We start from the raw sequence: 16,776 nt of genomic DNA on the forward strand, positions 1-16,776 counted from the left end.
ACTTCGCGAACAGTGGGAGTCGTACGGGAGGGGGGCGTGACGTTCACCAGGGCGGCCGGTATCCGGTGGTGACCCGCTCACCGGTGTGCCGCCACCTCGGTTCCTTGTCCGCGGTCCTGGCGGTCATGCCCCGGAGCCGACGGATCACCGAGCCGTACACACCGCTGGCGGACACGGAGACCTTGGCACCGGGTGGTTCGTCCATGAACGGCATGAACTTGTCCGGGAACCCGGGCATGGTGCAGGCGATGCAGATGCCGCCGACGTTCGGGCAGCCGCCGACGCCGTTGATCCAGCCGCGCTTGGGGACGTTGCATTTGACGACCGGTCCCCAGCAGCCCAGCTTGACCAGGCAGGTGGGCGAGTCGTACGTCGAGGCGAACTGTCCCTGCTCGTAGTAGCCCGCGCGGTCGCAGCCCTCGTGCACGGTCGCCCCGAACAGCCAGGTCGGACGGAGCTTGTCGTCGAGCGGGATCATGGGCGCGGAGCCCGCCGCCTGGTAGAGCAGATAGGTCAGCGTCTCCGCGAAGTTGTCCGGCTGGATGGGGCAGCCGGGCACGCACACGACCGGGATGCCGGCGTGCGACTTCCAGTCCCAGCCCAGATAGTCCGGGAGACCCATCGCGCCGGTCGGGTTCCCCGCCATGGCGTGGATGCCGCCGTACGTGGCGCACGTGCCGATCGCAACCACCGCGAGCGCCTTGGGCGCCAGCCGGTCGACCCACTCGCTCGTGGTGATGGGCTGGCCGGACTCCGGGTCGGTGCCGAAGCCGCTCCAGTAGCCCTCCTGCTTGATGGCCTCGTTCGGGATCGATCCCTCGACGACCAGCACGAACGGGTCGATCTCACCCCGCTCCCCCTTGAAGAACCACTCGATGAACGTGTCGGCGCCGCCTACCGGCCCGCACTCGAAGTCGATCAGCGGCCAGTGGACCGCGATCCGGGGCAGCCCCGGCAGCCCCGCGAGGGCGATCTCCTCGATGCTGGGCTGCATCGCCGCGGTCAGGGCCACCGAGTCGCCGTCGCAGCTCAGCCCGGCGTTGATCCAGAGGATGTGGATCGGCTTCTCTTCGCTGCCGGGTGCGGCGTCCTGGTCCTCGACCGGAGCCGGCTTTACTGCGCTCATGAGTCGCCTCCTGAGGAGGAGTGGGGCAAAGGCCTCATTTCAGACCTGGGTCTTGCTCAACAGTCCGCCGATTCGCCCGCGCCCGCACCCGGGCCGTGGGGGGACACCGCCGGGGGAGCCTCCTTCCGGGCGAAGGACCGGCGCAGTGCGTGATAGCTCGCGGCGGGATCGTCGAAGACCCGCCGCATCCGGGAGAGCTCCTGCGCACGGTGGGCGGCAAGGGGAGCGACGGACTCGCGGCGCTCGTGCTCCGCCTTCTTCGCCGCGATGCGCGGCTGCAGACCGTGACGGGATGCCAGGCGGAGGGCCATCCGGGTGACCTCGGCGGCGAACTCCGCGGGTCCGCAGTCCACGACCCGGTCGATCAGCCCCATGCCGAGCGAGGCCGCCGCGGACACCGGCCGGGCCTCCTCGGTGAGCCGCTCGGCCAGGTCCCGGCCCACTCTCCCGGGCAGCGTACGGGTCCAGTACTCCGATCCGTACAGACCCATGTGCCGGTAGTGCGGATTGAGCACCGAACCGGACCGGCACCACACCTCGTCGGCGGCCAGGGCGAGCATCACCCCTCCGGCGGCGGCGTTGCCCCCGACCGCGCTGACCACGAGCCGGTCGGTCGTGGTGAGGACCGCCTCGACCAGGTCGTTCATGGCGTTGATGTTGGCCCAGGACTCGGCCGCCGGGTCGGCGGCGGCCTCGATGACGCCCAGATGGATGCCGTTGGAGAAGAAGTCGCGCTGTCCGCCGAGCACCAGGACGGATGTGGGGCGCGTACGAGCGGCCTCGTACGCGTCCAGCAGGCGGCGGCACTGGCCGGTGCTCATGGCCCCGCCTGGGAACGTGAACGACAGGATGCCGACCGGTCCCTGCTCGCGGTACCGGATGTCGGACCAGGTGCGCCGACCGGGATCCGCCCGCTGTCCGCTTTGTACGGGTGCCGGGAGCTCGGGGAGCTCCGGCAGCCGGCCAGCGAGGGCCAGGGTGGCCGGGAGCTTGCAGGCACGGGGCCGGCCGGGGCCGGTGCGGGCGCGGAGCTCGGGGATCCACACCGCGCCGTCCACCGTGGCGCGGCAGATCGCGCCCGCCCGGGTGGCGAGCAGTTCACCGGCCCTCCCGCGCAGCCCGTCCTCCGCGTGGCCGCCGTGCAGGAACCACTCGGCGCCGAGCAGCTGGTCGCGCACACCGGGCTGCGAGTCGGCGGCGCGCAGGGTGCGCAGCACGGTCTCGGTGCTGTCCTTGCGCCACATGATCCGGCGCGCCTCCTGACGGAGAGCGGGACGGGCGCGGATCTCGCCGGTCTGCGGAGCCGGTGTCGCCCCGGCGGCGACCCTCTCGACGGCGAGCAGCACAGCGGCGACGGCCGCGTCGGACAGCTCGTTGCGGTACAGATCGCTCTTGCCGACTTCCGGAACGCGGAAGCCGGCGGAGGCCCAGACGTCGCCCGCGTCCATCTCCTCGTCGGCCTGGAGGACGGTGACGCCCCACTCGTCGGCCCCCTCGTGGAGCGCGTGGTCCAGCGAGGTCGGCCCCCGGTCCCCCACGGGCCCCGGGTGCACGATGAGGCAGCGATGCGCCGTCCACACGTCCCGGGGTACGACAGCCTTCAGCATGGGGGCGACGACCAGGTCGGGCGCGTGGCGCGCCACGGCCTCACGCACGGCGGCCCCGTCCGGGGTGACCTCCACGGGAACGCCGTGCCCCAGGTCGCGCAGCTCGGCCAGGACGCGCTGGGTGAGGCTGTTGAAGCTGCTGGCGACGAGCAGGATGCGCACGGGCGGCCCCTTCCGGGTTGCGGCGGACGGTGCGGCTCCGGGCACCCCGGCCCACCGGCCGCCTGCGATCCTCGGGCACCACGGGCCGGGGAGTGGCACGACGGAGCCCGCACCTCACCCGTTCGAGGCGCGCCTCCGACCGATTGGCGGGTGGATCACGGTGCCGGGGGCCTTTGTGATTCGCCGAGCACCTTTGCGAGTACGCCGGTCTTGGACGTCGTCGCCATCGCGGATCCCGCATACGACGCACCCCACCCCGCCTCTCTGCTGAAGGGTCCGCCGGTGCGGCGTGCCCCGGCCCGCGGATGCGCTCGGACCGCGTCCCGCGCGGACCCGCACCCTCGCCGCGGCCCCATACCAGGAGGCGTCCGGCCCCGGCACGGAGACGAGTTCGCCCGCGGGCAGGCCGACGCCTGCCCCACCCCGGACACCCGCGCCGTCACCGGCACACGCCTCCGCGGCACCGCCCCCTCCCGGGCCCGGTACCGGCTCCGCCCGGGGGGCTCGCCCACGGCTCGTCCCGCGCCGCAGCGACGGCACCCTCCTGATAGCCGAGGGGACCGCGCTCCGCCTGGAGCATTCCGCCGGTGAACTGCACGAGCGAGGCGTCGCCGGCCGCGAGGCATCAACACGAGCCGCCGCTTCGACGATGCGGTGCAGCTCCCGCGCCGACCCGGTTCGAGCCCCACGGGCACCACGCCCTGAGCGGACCGCGCACCGGCCCCCGGAGCCCCGCACGGCGTCGAGGCGGACCCGGCACTCGTCGAGCAATGCGCCGAGCCGCATCCGGCGGACCGGCCAGCAGCTCATCCGCAGGCAGCCGGTTCGCTCCCTGGGACGGGACCAGCGCGCCCGGAATCAGCAGGCCGAACAGACGGTCCATTATTTCGAGTCAACATCAAATCCGGACGGAAGATCCACTAATTGCACGACCTGCCGGAATAGGGCAGCTCAGATAGCTGATCACGAATCCATCGACGAACGGCAGCCCATCCGTTCACTGATCAGAATTGCGGCGCGATCAGAATCTTTACCAAGGCTCGAAAAGGAGGAAGGATGTACATCACCAGCCGGGATCGGAATGAATCCACACCGGCTGCACAACCGCTCTACACGCGCAGTCCCACCGTTCGAACCGAGTAGAACAGAAATTCGCTTCTCGAAGCGACGGCCATCATTCCCGAATGCGGTAGGAATGATTCTGGCCGCGGGTGCGGCTCGCCACAGACGTCCATCCTGGACACCGCTTCGCCCATCCCCCCGGGAACCCGACGGATCCGCCTACGCCGGTTCGCGCCCACTGAGCGACCCTCTGCGCTGGTAGCCAACTTCGGGCACCTGAAACACTCGGTGCGCTCGCTGAACCGGGCGACCTCCACCGACCGAGCACTGTACGTTCAATGACCGGAGGAATATTCCGCTGCCGGTTCTCCCTGTCGAAAGGGGCTCCCGTGACGGGCCACGCAACCGAAGTCGATCTGGAAGACCTGCTCCACCGTTCACTGCAAGCCACGGGTACGGGCGCGCTGTGGACCGCCGGCGCAGACGACATGTGGTACCGCCTCACCCGGCGGAACGGAACGCGGCGCGAACAAGGATGGAAGCTACACGTGTCCGCGACAGCCGCCTCCGCCCCGGAGGTCCTCGCGAAATCCCTGGGCGTACTGCTGTGCGAGGACTCGGCGTTCAAATTCGTGCGATCCATCGAACAAGTGAGCGCTCTCAACTCCCGTGCCACTCCGCGGGGAAATTCGGGCAAGTTCATCACCGTGTACCCGTCCTCCGACGAGGCGGCTGCCCGAATAGCCCTGGAACTGCACAAGGAGACGTCCGGGCTGGCCGGACCCCGTATCCTCTCCGACCAGCCCTACGCCGCGCGCAGCCTGGTGCACTACCGTTACGGTGCCTTCGTCGGCCGGCGGCGCCTGTCGGACCAGGGGCTGCTGGTGTGGTTCATCGAGGACCCCGACGGCAATCCCGTGGAGGACAAGCGCACCGGTCAGTATTCCCCGCCCTCCTGGGCCGTCAGCCCCTTTCCCGCCTCGGTCCCGCTTCCGCCACAGCAGAAGAAGGCGGCGAGCGGCCCGGTGCTGCTCGGCGGCCGGTTCTCGGTACGGGAGGCCATCCGGCACACGAACAAAGGCGGCGTCTACCGGGGGACGGACACCGTCACAGGCGCACCCGTGGTGCTCAAGGAGGCCCGGCCGCACGTCGAGGCCGACGCTTCCGGCGCCGACGTCCGCGACTGGCTGCGCGCCGAGGCCAGAACCCTGGAGAGGCTCAAGGGCACCGGACTGGCTCCGGAGCCGGTCGCGATGTTCGAGACGGGCGGCCACCTGTTCCTCGTCCAGGAGGAGGTGCCGGGCGTGCCCCTGCGCACCTGGGTCGCCGAGCGCTTCCGGGACGTCGGCGGTGAGCGGTACCGCGTCGACGCGCTGGCCCAGGCAGGACGTCTGGTGGACCTGGTCGCGGCGGCCCACGCGCACGGCTGCGTACTGAGGGACTTCACCCCCGGCAACGTCATGGTCCGCCCGGACGGCGAACTGCGTCTCATCGACCTGGAACTCGCCGTCCTGGAGGGCGACATCGCACTGCCGACGCGCGTGGGGACCCCCGGCTTCAGCGCTCCCGAGCGCCTGGTGGACGCGCCTGTCTCCCGGACCGCCGACTACTACAGCCTCGGTGCCACGGTGTGCTTCGTCCTCGCGGGGAAGGTGCCCCACTTCCTGCCCGAGGAGCCGCCCACCCGGCCTGCGGAGGAGCGGCTCATGGAGTGGCTGGCCGCGTGCGCAGAACCGCTCCGTCTGCCGGACGGCCTGGCGAAGGTGATCCTCAGGCTGATGCGGGACGATCCCGACGAGCGCTGGGAACCCGCCAGGGCACGTGAGGCACTCCTCACGGAGGGCTCGGACAGGACCGCAGGCCCCGCTGCCCGGCCTGCCAGGACGGACGGACCGCGCCCCGGGACGGACACCGCCATGGCCGGAATGGTCAATCACCTGGTCGATTCGATGACCCCCTTGGACGACCGGCGGCTGTGGCCCGTGTCCACGATGGCGGGTGAGACCGACCCCTGCACGGTGCAGCAGGGCGCGGCCGGTGTTCTGGCGGTCCTGGCACGGTACTTCGAGCTGACCGGCGACGCCCGCCTCCCGGGCCTCATCTCCACCGCGGGTCACTGGATCGCCGACCGTACCGACACCCGCTCCATCCGTCCGGGGCTGCACTTCGGCGGCGGCGGCACCGCCTGGGCACTGTACGAAGCCGGACGCGCCATCGACGACCGCGCGCTCACCAGCCATGCGCTGGCCCTGGCGCTGGCTCCGCTGGAGCCGACGCCCAGCCACGACATCACCCACGGTTCCGCCGGCAGCGGACTCGCCGCCGCCCACCTGTGGCACCGAACCGGCGACCCGCGCCTGGCCGAACGGGTCATCGCGGCGGCCGACCGGCTGGCCGCCGCCGCGCAACCCGAGCCGGTCGGCGTGAGTTGGCCGGTTCCCGCCGAAGCCGTTGCCGAGGAGGCTGGCAAACGCTATCTGGGCTTCGCCCACGGAACATCGGGCATCGGCTGCTTCCTCCTCGCCGCCGCGGCCATCTCCAACCGCTCCGAACACGCGGAGCTGGCCAAGGCAGCCGGCGAGCACCTGGTGGCCCACGCCGTGACAGTCGGCCGAGCGGCCCAGTGGCCGGCCCAGGCCACGGACGTGCCGACGGCCCCGTACTGGTGCCACGGTTCGGCGGGCATCGGCTCCTTCCTCGTCCGCCTCTGGCAGAAGACGGGGGACAAGCGGTACGGCGAACTCGCCCGCGGCGCCACACACGCCGTCGTGGAACGCGCGTCCCGGGCCGGCCTCGCCCAGTGTCACGGGCTGGCGGGAAACGGTGACTTCCTCCTCGACATGGCCGACGCCACCGGGGACCCCGCGTACCGCGCGATGGCCGAGGACCTGGCCCGCCTCGTCGTCTCCGAACGAACCCACCGCGCCGGCCACGTCGTCTTCCCCAACGAGTACGGGGACGTCTCGACGAGCTGGAGCGACGGGGCCGCAGGAATCCTGGCGTTCCTCCTGCGGACCCGCCACGAAGACTCCCGGCTCTGGATGATCCACGAGCCGGGCTGAGCGACGGGAACCCCCGTCGCAAACCTCGCAGAGAAGGAGAAAGTCATGGAGAACCGCGACCTCGAACTGCTGGCTCACCTGCACGCCCTTCCGGAGACCGACCCGGTCGGCGTCGACGGAGCCCCGTTCGCCGCGACCTGTGAGTGCATCGGCCTGCTGACGCTGCTCAACACCGTCTGCGTCGGCATCAGCTGCGCCTGACCGAGACCCTCCTGCCGGTGGCCGCCACCTGGCGGCCACCGGCAGGAGCCAGATCGCCACGGCCGACAGGACTGCACAGGACACCCGCGGAGACGAGGACCCGACCATGCACCCGCACGCAGGGGATGAGACTCGCCCCCAAGCAGCCACCTTGACGCCCGCTCTGACGAGTCCGCAGGCCGCACGGGCCGCCCAGCCGCCGCGATACGCCATCAGGACCCGCGGTCTGGTCAAGAGCTACGCGGGCCCGGACGGCAGCACCACCCATGCCGTTCGCGGCCTGGACCTGGACGTGCTCCAAGGCGAGAGCTTCGCCTTCCTGGGCCCGAACGGAGCGGGGAAGTCCACCACCCTCGCGCTGCTGTGCGCCCTGGCCCGCCCCACCGCCGGACAGGCCACGGTGGCGGGCGCCGATGTGCTCACCGAGGCGGCTCAGGTACGAAGACTGGTCGGGATGCTCTTCCAGCACAGCGCTCTGGACCCGGACCTGACGGCCGAACAGAATCTGCACATCCACGCTCGCCTCTACGGACTGCGTCGCCGCCACGCCCGCCTCCGCACCACAGAGACACTCGAGATGGTCGGACTGACCGATCGGCGACGCTCCCCGGTACGCGCGCTGTCCGGAGGTATGCGACGCCGCCTGGAACTCGCCCGAGGCCTGCTGCACGCACCCCGGATCCTGTTCCTCGACGAACCGACCACCGGACTCGACCCGCACGCCCGCGCCCAGGTCTGGGACCACCTGCGCACACTGCGCGACCGGCACGGCAACACGCTCTTCGTCACCACCCACTACCTGGAGGAGGCGGAGAACTGCGACCGCCTCGGCATCATCGACCACGGCCGGCTCGTCACACAGGGCACGCCCCTCGCGCTGAAGGCCGCCATCGGAGACGACCGTGTGGCCCTGCGCACCAGCGACGACGCCGCGGCGCTGGTGGCCGTGCGGAGGATCGCGCCGCCGGACGTCCCGGTCGTCCTGGACGCCGAGGGAATCAGCCTGCGGCTGCCGAACGGCAGCACCTGGATCCCCCGCCTGTGCGCGGCCCTGGAAGCCCACGGGATCGCGGTCGACGCCGCGTCCTCGACCGCGCCGACCCTCGACGACGTCTTCTTCCACCACACCGGCCGCAGCATCCACGTCCCCCAGCCCGCTCAGCCACCGTCCACCCCGGTTCCCGGCGGAACCGCCGCGATGTCCCCGGAGGGCGCATGACCACATCAGCTCTCCGGGCCTCGGACACCCCGACGGGCCCTGATGCCGTCGGCGCCCTGGGCGGCTCCGGCCGAGGGCCGAGGCTCCGGCTGCGCCGTGAACTGCGGGCGGTCAACGGCCTGGTCCACCGCGACCTGCTGCGACTGTCCGCCCATCCCACCCACACGGCACTGATGCTGCTCCAGCCGGTGCTCTACCTCTTCGTCCTGGGCGGCGGTCTGGCGGCCCTCATCCCGAACTCCTCGCTGGGTGTCGGGTACCAGACCTACCTTTACCCCGGCATGCTGATGATGACGGTCCAGACACCGGCCGTCATGGTCGGCATCCGCCTGATCACCGACCGTCAGAGCGGCTATCTGCGCGAACTCCTGATGGCTCCGGTCCGCCGGTCCACCCTGCTCCTCGGCAACTGTGCCGGCGGCACCCTCGTCTCCACGGTCCAGGGCGCCGTCCTGCTCTGCCTGGCCGGCGCTGTCGGCCTGCCGTACGACCCGCTCCTCCTGGTGCTCCTACTCACCGGTATGATCCTGGCCTCCTTCACCATCACGGCACTCTCCCTCGCCCTCGCCGTCACCCTCAACCGGCCCGAGATCTTCCACATGTTGCTCGGCCTCGTGATGATGCCGCTGCTCTTCCTCTCCGGCGGCTTCTTCCCGATCCAGAACCTGCCGGGCTGGGCCCACACGTTGGCCGCCGCCAACCCGCTCGCCTACGGAGTGGACCTGCTCCGCCGCTGCATCGGGCTGCGGGTACCGGACCAGGCAGCCACGGCGGGCATCGAGTGGGCCGGCCGGCAGCCTCCCCTGCTCCTGGAAGGGGGCCTTCTCCTGGCCTGCGGCACCATGGCCCTGCTCTGGGCCACCCACCGCTTCAGCCGCCCCGAATGACACCCGGACGGAGAGAGGTGCGGGCAGCAGGCCGAGAGACCGGCCGCGGGGGAACGGAGGGCAGGTCTGCCGTCCGGAAGGGAGCGAAGCAGCCCGGCCGGGGTGTCTGACACCGTGTGAGGTGCCCGGCGGTCGCCGCGCGGGCCCGTGGCCGGTCCCGGTCACGTCCGCTGGCATCTCCTGCGATCCGGGACATCGCTCCCGCGTCGGTGCGGGGGCGGCCGGCCCGGCCCGCTTCCGGCCCGCCCGCCTGCGATCCGCGTATCGCACCCCGGCGATCAGGCGCCGTTCCTGTGCTGCTGGGTCTCGGGGCTCCGGCCCCCGGCCCCCGCCGGTCAGCGCACTCGGCTCGCCCCGTCCGTATCGATCCGTCCCGCGGCGCGGCGAGCACCGAGGTCCGGGGTTCCCGGACCGGCCGCACCCTCGACGAGCCGTACGCGCGGCCATGTGTGCCGGGCAGCCGGAGGGTGCGGCGGAGTCGCCGAGTGGCCGGCTTCCCGGTTCGGGAGGCCGTGATGCCCGCGGGAGCGGGCCTGCGCCTCGGGAACGGGCCTCCCCCATGGACGGCGCCGGTCGGCTGCGGGCGCGGGGCCGGCCGGAGCAGGGGGCAGGCGCACCGTCCCGCCGGGATCCGCTCACCGACTTGGTCCAACGACTCAGTCGGTATAGTCGCCGCATGGCTCACGTTTCCGCGGCCGAGCGCCGTCCCCAGCTGATCAAAGCGGCCATCGCCCTGATGACGCGGGAGGGTGTCGCCGCGGGCAGTACGCGTGCCATCGCCGCGGAGCTGGGTGTCGCCCAGGCGACGGTGCACTACACCTTCGGCACCAAGGAAGGCCTGTACCGGGCGGTCATGGAGCAGCTCACCGGGGACCTGATCGCGCGGGTCGAGCGGGCGGCTCCACAGGACGCGGGCTTCGAGGAGACGATCACCGCGCTGGCCGGAGCCCTCTGGCGCACCGTCGAGGAGGAGACGAGCGGCTACCAGCTCCTCACCGAGCTGGCCATGCTCGCCCTGCGCACCCCCGGTCTGAGCGAGGCGCGTACGGCGCACTACCGACAGGTCAACGAGGTCACGGAACGCATCCTGACCGAGACCGCGTCCCGCACCGGGTACACGCTCGCCCAGCCCGCGGACCTGGTCGCCCGGTTCTTCCTCTCCGGCTTCGACGGCCTGACGATGCAGCGCCTCTACGCTCCGCAGGAGCCCGCCGAGAGCACGGGCCTGCGGGCCCTGACGGCCGCGACCGTCGCACTGGCCGGCGGCAGGCTGGACCTCGCGGACGCCACGGACCACTGACGGCCACGGGCGGCCGGGCGCCCGTGGCCGAATCCGGGTTCAGCCGGACCAGACGTCCTCGGCGTACCGGCCGGACTCGACGAGGCCGGACATCCATTCGGCCGCCCGCCTCTCGTCCGCGCCGGTCCGTTCGCGGTAGACCGCCGTGAACGCCTCGCGCACCGCGGGCGCCATCCGGCGCCCGTCCCCGCAGACATAGACCTTGCCGCCGGCCTCCAGCGCGGCCCACACCTCGTCGCCTTCCCGGGCGATGCGATCCTGGACGAAGCGGGCCCCGTCCTCGGGTGCGTGCATGAATGCGGGGCGCATGCTGACGGCCCCGGCGGACTCGGCCGCCTCCAGCTCATCGCGGTGGAGGTAGTCGACGTCCGGGTGGTCGCAGCCGAAGTAGCACAGCACAGTGCCCGTCGCGCCGGTGTGGTGCCGCTCGAGAACAGCTCCGCGGAAGGGCGCCAGGCCCGTGCCCGCGCTCACCAGGATCAGCGGTACGGACGGGTCCTCGGGGAGGCGGAAGGACTCGCTGCACGGCAGCACCCGGGCCCGGACGGTGTCCCCGGCCTTCACACGCTGGACGTAGTCCGAGGCGATGCCGCGGAAGGTGCCCTCGCCGGCCCGGTGGGGCGCGACGAGCAGCGACACCATCAGATCCACCTCGCCCGGCGACGCCTCGGCAGAGGACGAGATCGAGTAGTGGCGGGGGCGCAGAACCGGCAGCAGCTCCAGGAAGGACTCGAAGGGCAGCTCGCAGGCGCGGTGCTTCTCCAGCAGGTCCAGGAGGCTGTGGCCCCGTGAGGTCACGCGCTCGCGGAATTCCCCGGGCCCGGCGGCGGCGAGGGCGGCCAGGGGCTGCTTCTCCGGCGGGCAGGCGGTGTGCTCGGCGAGCAAGGCGACCTGCTCGGGGGTGGCGGGGTCCTGGAGCTCCACGAAGTCGGTGAGCAGGCGGCGCAGGGTCAGCGGCCGGTCGACGGGCAGGGCACCGCGGCTGCGGCGGCGCGCGCGCAGCCGGACCGTGCGGTCCAGGTCGAGTCCGAATCGGCCGGCGACCCGCCGGACGAGGGCCTCCGGGTTGCTGGGCAGGACCGCCAGGTGGTCGGCCGTGCGGTATGTGACGCCCTCGGGCAGCCGGAGGCGCAGGAAGCGCTTGGAACGGCCGAGTTCGTGGTCCGTGTCGACCAGCTCGTACGCGTCGAGCACCTCCATAGGCCGGACACCGTGCCGGGCTGCGAGGCCGTCGACGACCGACTCGGTGGCGTCCTCCAACTCGTAGAGGCCCGGGCTCTCGTCGGGTTCCGGGGCCGGGGCCCCAGCCCCGGCGTCGCCGTAGCGCTCCAGCAGGACGGTCCACAGGTCGGCGGTCCAGCGGTCCACCATGCCGGCGAAGTCGCCGGACGCGTCGGCGGCACCCCGGGCGAGCAGGGGGACGGCACCGGCCGCCGCGAGGCGCTCGTCGATGAGGCTGGGGACGCGCTGGTAGGTGGCGGCCCAGTTGCGGTCCCCGACACCGAGGACCGCGTACGGCAGGCCTGCGAGCGCGCCGGGCTCCAGTGTCTCCAGCCAGGCGACGAACTGCGCGGCGTCGTCGGTGGGGCGTCCGTTGTAGGAGGCGGCCACGACAACCAGAGGCCCACCGGTGGAGGCCAGCCTGCCGGTGAGGTCGTCGAGGGGGGCCACGGACGGAGCGAATCCGTACTCGTCGCCCTCGGCGGCCAGGTCGCGGGCGATACCGGCGCAGGTGCCGAGGCTGGAACCGTACAGCAGGGTCAGTGTGGTGCCGGAGGCCCGCCGGGCCGTGCCCACGCCACACCCCGCGCCCGTCCCGCTCACCGCCACCACGGGCCCACGGCGCTCCTCGGTGGTGCGCCGGGCGAGCTTGAGCGTGAAGGCGTCGGGCTTGAGGGTGAGCGTCTGCTTGACCCTCAGCCGGTAGTCGCCGTGGTCGATCAGCCGGTAGCGGTGGACCAGGAGCCCGAGCAGCAGCGTGGCCTCGTGGAGGGCGAACTGACGGCCGATGCAAGCGCGCTCGCCGTTGCCGAACGGCTTGAAGAGGTGGACGGAGCGCTTCGCCTCCTGTTCCCGGGCGAAGCGCTCCGGGTCGAACAGCTCGACGTTCTCGCCCCAGGCGGGGTCGCGGTGCAGGGCGGGGGTGAGAACCATCAGCGTCTCGCCCTTGCGGACGGCGTATCTGCCGCCGATCACCGTGTCCTGGAGGGGCTCCACGGCGTAGCCGGGCGCGGTCGGCCACAGCCGAAGACTCTCGTTGAGCACCTGGCGGATGTAGGTGAGCTTGCCGATGTCGCCGTAGTCGGGGCCGGGTGACTCCTCGTCCCCCCACAGGGCGTCGACCTCGGCCTGCGCCCGCGCGAGCACTTCCGGGTGCTTGGTCAGGTGGTACAGGGCGAAGGAGAGGGCGCCGCCCGTCGTCTCGTGTCCCGCGATGAGGAACGTGATGACCTGGTTGCGGATGTTGACGTCGTCCAGCGGCCGGCCCGTCCGTGTGTCCGTGGTGTGCAGCATCCGGCCGAGCAGATCGCGGGTGCTGGTGTCGCCGGACCGCCTGCGCTGCCGGATGACCTCGTCGACGAGGTCGTTCATCACCTGGACGTCCTGGCGGAACTGCTCGGACCGCTTGGACCTGAACCGCTCAGAGCCGGGGATGGACTCGGCCTTGGCCTGGGTGAACGCCAGGGCCCGTGTCATGGCCTCCACGAACGGGTGCAGTTCGTCCCGGCGGAACGACTCGAAGTCGTGGCCGAAGCCGCACAGCCCGATGGTGTCGAAGGTCAGGCGCGTCATGTCCTCGGGGACGTCCACCTCATGGCGGCCTGCTGCCCGGTCCCACTTGCCGATCAGGGAGCGGGCGGCCCGCAGCATCGTCGCGTGGTAGTCGCGCATCGCGCCCAGGGAGAACGCCGGCATGAGGATGTCGTGCGCCTTCTGCCAGTTCGTCTCGTGGTTGAAGGCGGTGAACAGGCCGTCCCCGGCGAATCGGCGGAGCTCCACCAGGTCGGGGTGCACGTTCTTGCGGAAGCGGGTCTCGTCCGACAGCTCCGCCACCAGGTCCAGGCCGCCCACGACCACGACCTCGTTCCCGAAGACCCGGATCCGGTAGAGCGGCCCGAGTTCCTTGACCTCCTTCATCATGTGGACGGTCGCGCCGAAGCCCTTGGGGAGCATGAGGGCGTGACCGATCAGGGGCAGGGCCGGGCGCTCGGGTACCGGCTGGGCCGTGATGACGGGCGGCTGGGTCATGGACGTGCCTTTCGTTCCGCGTCGGTCGGTACCCGTCAACGTACAAGCGACATTGTCACTCGACAATGTCCATCGATTGTGTTGAACGACACGATCACTTGACTCAACTCGACGCGCCCCTTGGACGTCCCCGTCCCGATCCGCTGTACGAGGGCCGCACCGAGCGGCGCGGCGGGGCCGCATGGTCACCCGGCAGACCGCGTGCCCTCGGCGGACCTCCACGCCTGAGGGAGGTTCACGCCGTGAGCGCGTGCACGACGCCCGCCGGACAGTCCCGCCCGTACACCCTCAGCCGACCGACGGCGGCAACAGCCCGTTCATCACCCGTGGACGCCCTGCGCAAGAGCGGCTGCGTGCCCCTCGGCCACGAGGCCGCCTGTGTCGTCCGCACTCCCGGCCCGGACGTGCGGGGATCCCGGGCGGCCGGTCGGCGGACCACCCTCCAGGCCTGGCATCCGTGCGCGGACTGTCCCGGGACCGCTCGGCCTTCGACCGGGCCGCGGTCATCCCCGACGCCGTCTCCCCCTGCCGCGCCCCCGCACCCGGCGGCGGGCAGCCACCTGGCAGCCGTACCCGGCGCCCCTGAGCGGCCCCACCTCGCGAAGGCTCGGTCGTTCGGGTCGAGAAGGCGGCACCGAACAGCGCCGGCGGGTGGGCAGGTGCGCCGCACATGACAGGACGTCGGCCGACCGGGTCACGGCCCCGGGGAACCGCCGGGCCGAAGCGGGCGCCCGGTGTGACGGCCTCGGAGGTGGCGCTCAGGCCGGCGTGCCCGCCGGGCCGCGCGGTTCGGGGCGGTCTCAGTGTCCGACGTCGTGGTCGCCCACCGCGACGAGTCCGCTCTCGTACGCGAAGATCACGACTTGTGTCCGGTCGCGGAGACCGAGCTTGGCGAGGATGCTCGACACATGTGACTTGACGGTGGCGGGCCCGATGAAGAACTGCTCCGCGATCTCAGCGTTGTTGGCGCCGCGAGCGACCGCCACCACGATCTCGCGCTCCCGCTCGGTGAGCCGTTCCAGGCGGCCCGCGACCGCGTGGTTGACGGTGCGGCCGTCGGCGAACCGGCCGATGAGGCGCCGGGTGATGGACGGCGCGAGCAGTGCCCCGCCCTCGGCCACGGTCCTCACCGCGGTGGCGAGTTGCTCGGGAGGTGTGTCCTTGAGGATGAAGGCGGCGGCGCCGGCACGGAGAGCCCGGTAGACGTACTCGTCCGGGTCGAAGGTGGTGAGGATCAGGACCCGTACCTCCCAGTCGGCCTTCTCCAGGATCCTGGACGTCGCCTCCAGGCCGTCCATCGCGGGCATCCGGATGTCCATCAAGACGACGTCCGGGCGGTGCAGATGTGCCGCCTCGATCGCCTCGAGGCCCGTCCCGGCCTCGGCCACCACCTCGATGTCGGGGGATACCCGCAGGATCATCGAGAAACCCCTGCGTACCAGCGCCTGATCGTCCGCCACGACGACGCGGATGCTCACTCCGGCTCCCCTCCGAGAGGAAGCCGGGCGACCACGCGGAAGCCGCCGTCGGGCCGCGGCCCGGCATCGAGGCTTCCGCCCAGCAGCAGTGCCCGCTCCCGCATGCCGACGATCCCGTGGCCGGCCGTCGCCGGGCGGCCGGATGCCGCGGCGGACCGGACGGCACCCGCCCCGCGGCCGTCGTCGAGGACTTCGACGGTGATCCTGCCGCCGGACGGTTCGCGGCGGACGTGCACGTCCGTACACGTCCCCGGTCCGCTGTGTTTCAGCACGTTGGTCAGCGCCTCCTGGACTATGCGGTACACCGAGAGCTCCACGCGGGCCGGAAGGGGATCCCCGAGGCCGCCCGTGACCGAGACGTCCAGACCGGCCTCACGGACCTGCGCGACGAGCCTTCCGAGGTCGGCCAGCCCGGGCTGGGGGCCGAGCCCGTCGCGGTCGGCGCTCGGACGCAGCACCCCCAGCAGGTGACGCAGCTCGTCCAGTGCCTGGCGCCCGGCCTCCTCCACCGCGACCATCGCTTCGAGGGCCCCCTGGGGATCGTCTGCGGCCACCATCCGGGCCGCACCGGCCTGCACCGTCATCATGCTCACCCGGTGTGCGACCACGTCGTGGAGCTCGCGGGCGATGTGGGTGCGCTCCTCGGCGACGATGCGGCGTGCCTCGGCGACCTGCTCCCGGCGGATCCGGGCGGCGCGCTCCGCACGCATCCGCACACGTCGGCCGATGTACCAGGCCGCGGCCATGACCACGATCCCGACGCCGATGTCCCCCCACGGGGTCGACTGCAACAGGCCGTCGATCACGACCGCGGCGATGGCCGCGGCCACGCCCACCGCCGTGCCGGCGCGGCCGCGCCGGGTGTCGGCCGCATACCGCCCGGTGCTGTAGAGCGCCACGATCACGCACCCGCCGGCCGTGGCGTAGGTGCCCCCCAGAGTCGGACTCCACGCGGCGATCACCAGGGACAGGGTCACGAGCGGTGCGCGGCGGCGCAGGTACAGCGCCCCGCCGGCGACGGCGAACAGCACCAGCACCGGCGCGGGCACCGCGGCGACCGGGCGGAGGACGAGCGCCTCGCCGGGACTCTCCTCCACCAACACCGTGAGCAGGAGCATGACGGCCGCGAGGACGGCGTCCGCGCCCCGCGGCCAGCGGGTGAAGGGCCCGCGAAACCTCTTCGGCACGTCACGGGTCGGCGCCCGTGATGCCACGCTCTCACCGCCGTGCGGGTCCGTGCCGTTCATCCTCGCTCCGTCAAAGGGTTCGAGCGCCGGGCCATCGGGTCGTCAGCCGTCGGCGGCGCCGGGCAGGCCATCGTAGGTCCCGGCCGCAGGCGTGGTCACCCGCCTGTGGGCGGACGGCGCCTCCCTCCTCCAGGGGGAGGCGCCGCCCTCGTCGCCCCGTCCCGCGTGGGGGTCAC

General features: G+C 72.1%; 10 protein-coding genes. 5 read left to right on the top strand and 5 right to left on the bottom strand.

Going from position 1 to position 16,776, the window contains the following annotated elements; all coding sequences use genetic code 11:
• Nucleotides 1-43 precede the first annotated feature (43 nt).
• Together I3F58_RS06730 and I3F58_RS06735 are read right to left on the bottom strand one after the other, a co-directional pair.
• Nucleotides 44-1,126, bottom strand: a complete 1,083-nt coding sequence (locus tag I3F58_RS06730; protein ID WP_240107308.1) for a hydrogenase expression protein HypE — start codon at nucleotides 1,124-1,126, stop codon at nucleotides 44-46.
• Between the two features lie 56 nt (nucleotides 1,127-1,182).
• Nucleotides 1,183-2,895 (bottom strand): hydrogenase maturation protein, encoded by a 1,713-nt coding sequence (locus tag I3F58_RS06735; protein ID WP_240107309.1) that lies wholly within the window; start codon nucleotides 2,893-2,895, stop codon nucleotides 1,183-1,185.
• Between the two features lie 1,451 nt (nucleotides 2,896-4,346).
• On the opposite strand from I3F58_RS06735, the gene lanL reads away from it, so the two are divergent.
• The 5 genes from lanL (at nucleotide 4,347) to I3F58_RS06760 (ending at nucleotide 10,626) form a co-directional block, all read left to right on the top strand.
• Nucleotides 4,347-7,019, top strand: a complete 2,673-nt coding sequence (gene lanL / locus I3F58_RS06740) for a class IV lanthionine synthetase LanL (RefSeq protein ID WP_240107310.1) — start codon at nucleotides 4,347-4,349, stop codon at nucleotides 7,017-7,019.
• A gap of 45 nt (nucleotides 7,020-7,064) precedes the next feature.
• Complete coding sequence (locus I3F58_RS06745) at nucleotides 7,065-7,220, top strand: VenA family class IV lanthipeptide (RefSeq protein ID WP_240107311.1); 156 nt, start codon at nucleotides 7,065-7,067, stop codon at nucleotides 7,218-7,220.
• A 106-nt stretch (nucleotides 7,221-7,326) separates the two neighbouring features.
• Nucleotides 7,327-8,439, top strand: a complete 1,113-nt coding sequence (locus tag I3F58_RS06750) for an ATP-binding cassette domain-containing protein (RefSeq protein WP_374207917.1) — start codon at nucleotides 7,327-7,329, stop codon at nucleotides 8,437-8,439.
• A complete protein-coding gene (locus tag I3F58_RS06755; protein ID WP_240107313.1) occupies nucleotides 8,436-9,326 on the top strand; it encodes an ABC transporter permease in 891 nt (296 codons plus the stop codon). The genes I3F58_RS06750 and I3F58_RS06755 overlap by 4 nt, the downstream gene beginning before the upstream one ends.
• Before the next feature lie 676 nt (nucleotides 9,327-10,002).
• Nucleotides 10,003-10,626 (top strand): TetR/AcrR family transcriptional regulator, encoded by a 624-nt coding sequence (locus I3F58_RS06760; RefSeq protein WP_240107314.1) that lies wholly within the window; start codon nucleotides 10,003-10,005, stop codon nucleotides 10,624-10,626.
• A 39-nt stretch (nucleotides 10,627-10,665) separates the two neighbouring features.
• On the opposite strand, the gene I3F58_RS06765 is transcribed toward I3F58_RS06760, so the two are convergent.
• The 3 genes from I3F58_RS06765 to I3F58_RS29580 all read right to left on the bottom strand — a co-directional run bounded on the left by I3F58_RS06765 (nucleotide 10,666) and on the right by I3F58_RS29580 (nucleotide 16,600).
• Complete coding sequence (locus tag I3F58_RS06765) at nucleotides 10,666-13,875, bottom strand: bifunctional cytochrome P450/NADPH--P450 reductase (RefSeq protein WP_240107315.1); 3,210 nt, start codon at nucleotides 13,873-13,875, stop codon at nucleotides 10,666-10,668.
• Nucleotides 13,876-14,675: 800 nt separating this feature from the next.
• The gene (locus I3F58_RS06770; protein WP_240107316.1) at nucleotides 14,676-15,353 is read right to left on the bottom strand and encodes a response regulator transcription factor; all 678 of its coding nucleotides are present in this window, start codon (nucleotides 15,351-15,353) and stop codon (nucleotides 14,676-14,678) included.
• On the bottom strand, nucleotides 15,350-16,600 hold the full coding sequence (locus tag I3F58_RS29580; RefSeq protein ID WP_240107317.1) for a sensor histidine kinase: 1,251 nt from the start codon (nucleotides 16,598-16,600) through the stop codon (nucleotides 15,350-15,352). The genes I3F58_RS06770 and I3F58_RS29580 overlap by 4 nt, the downstream gene beginning before the upstream one ends.
• Nucleotides 16,601-16,776: the final 176 nt, after the last annotated feature.

Origin of the sequence: Streptomyces sp. MUM 203J (genome assembly GCF_022414595.1) — a bacterium.
GTDB lineage: Bacteria > Actinomycetota > Actinomycetes > Streptomycetales > Streptomycetaceae > Streptomyces.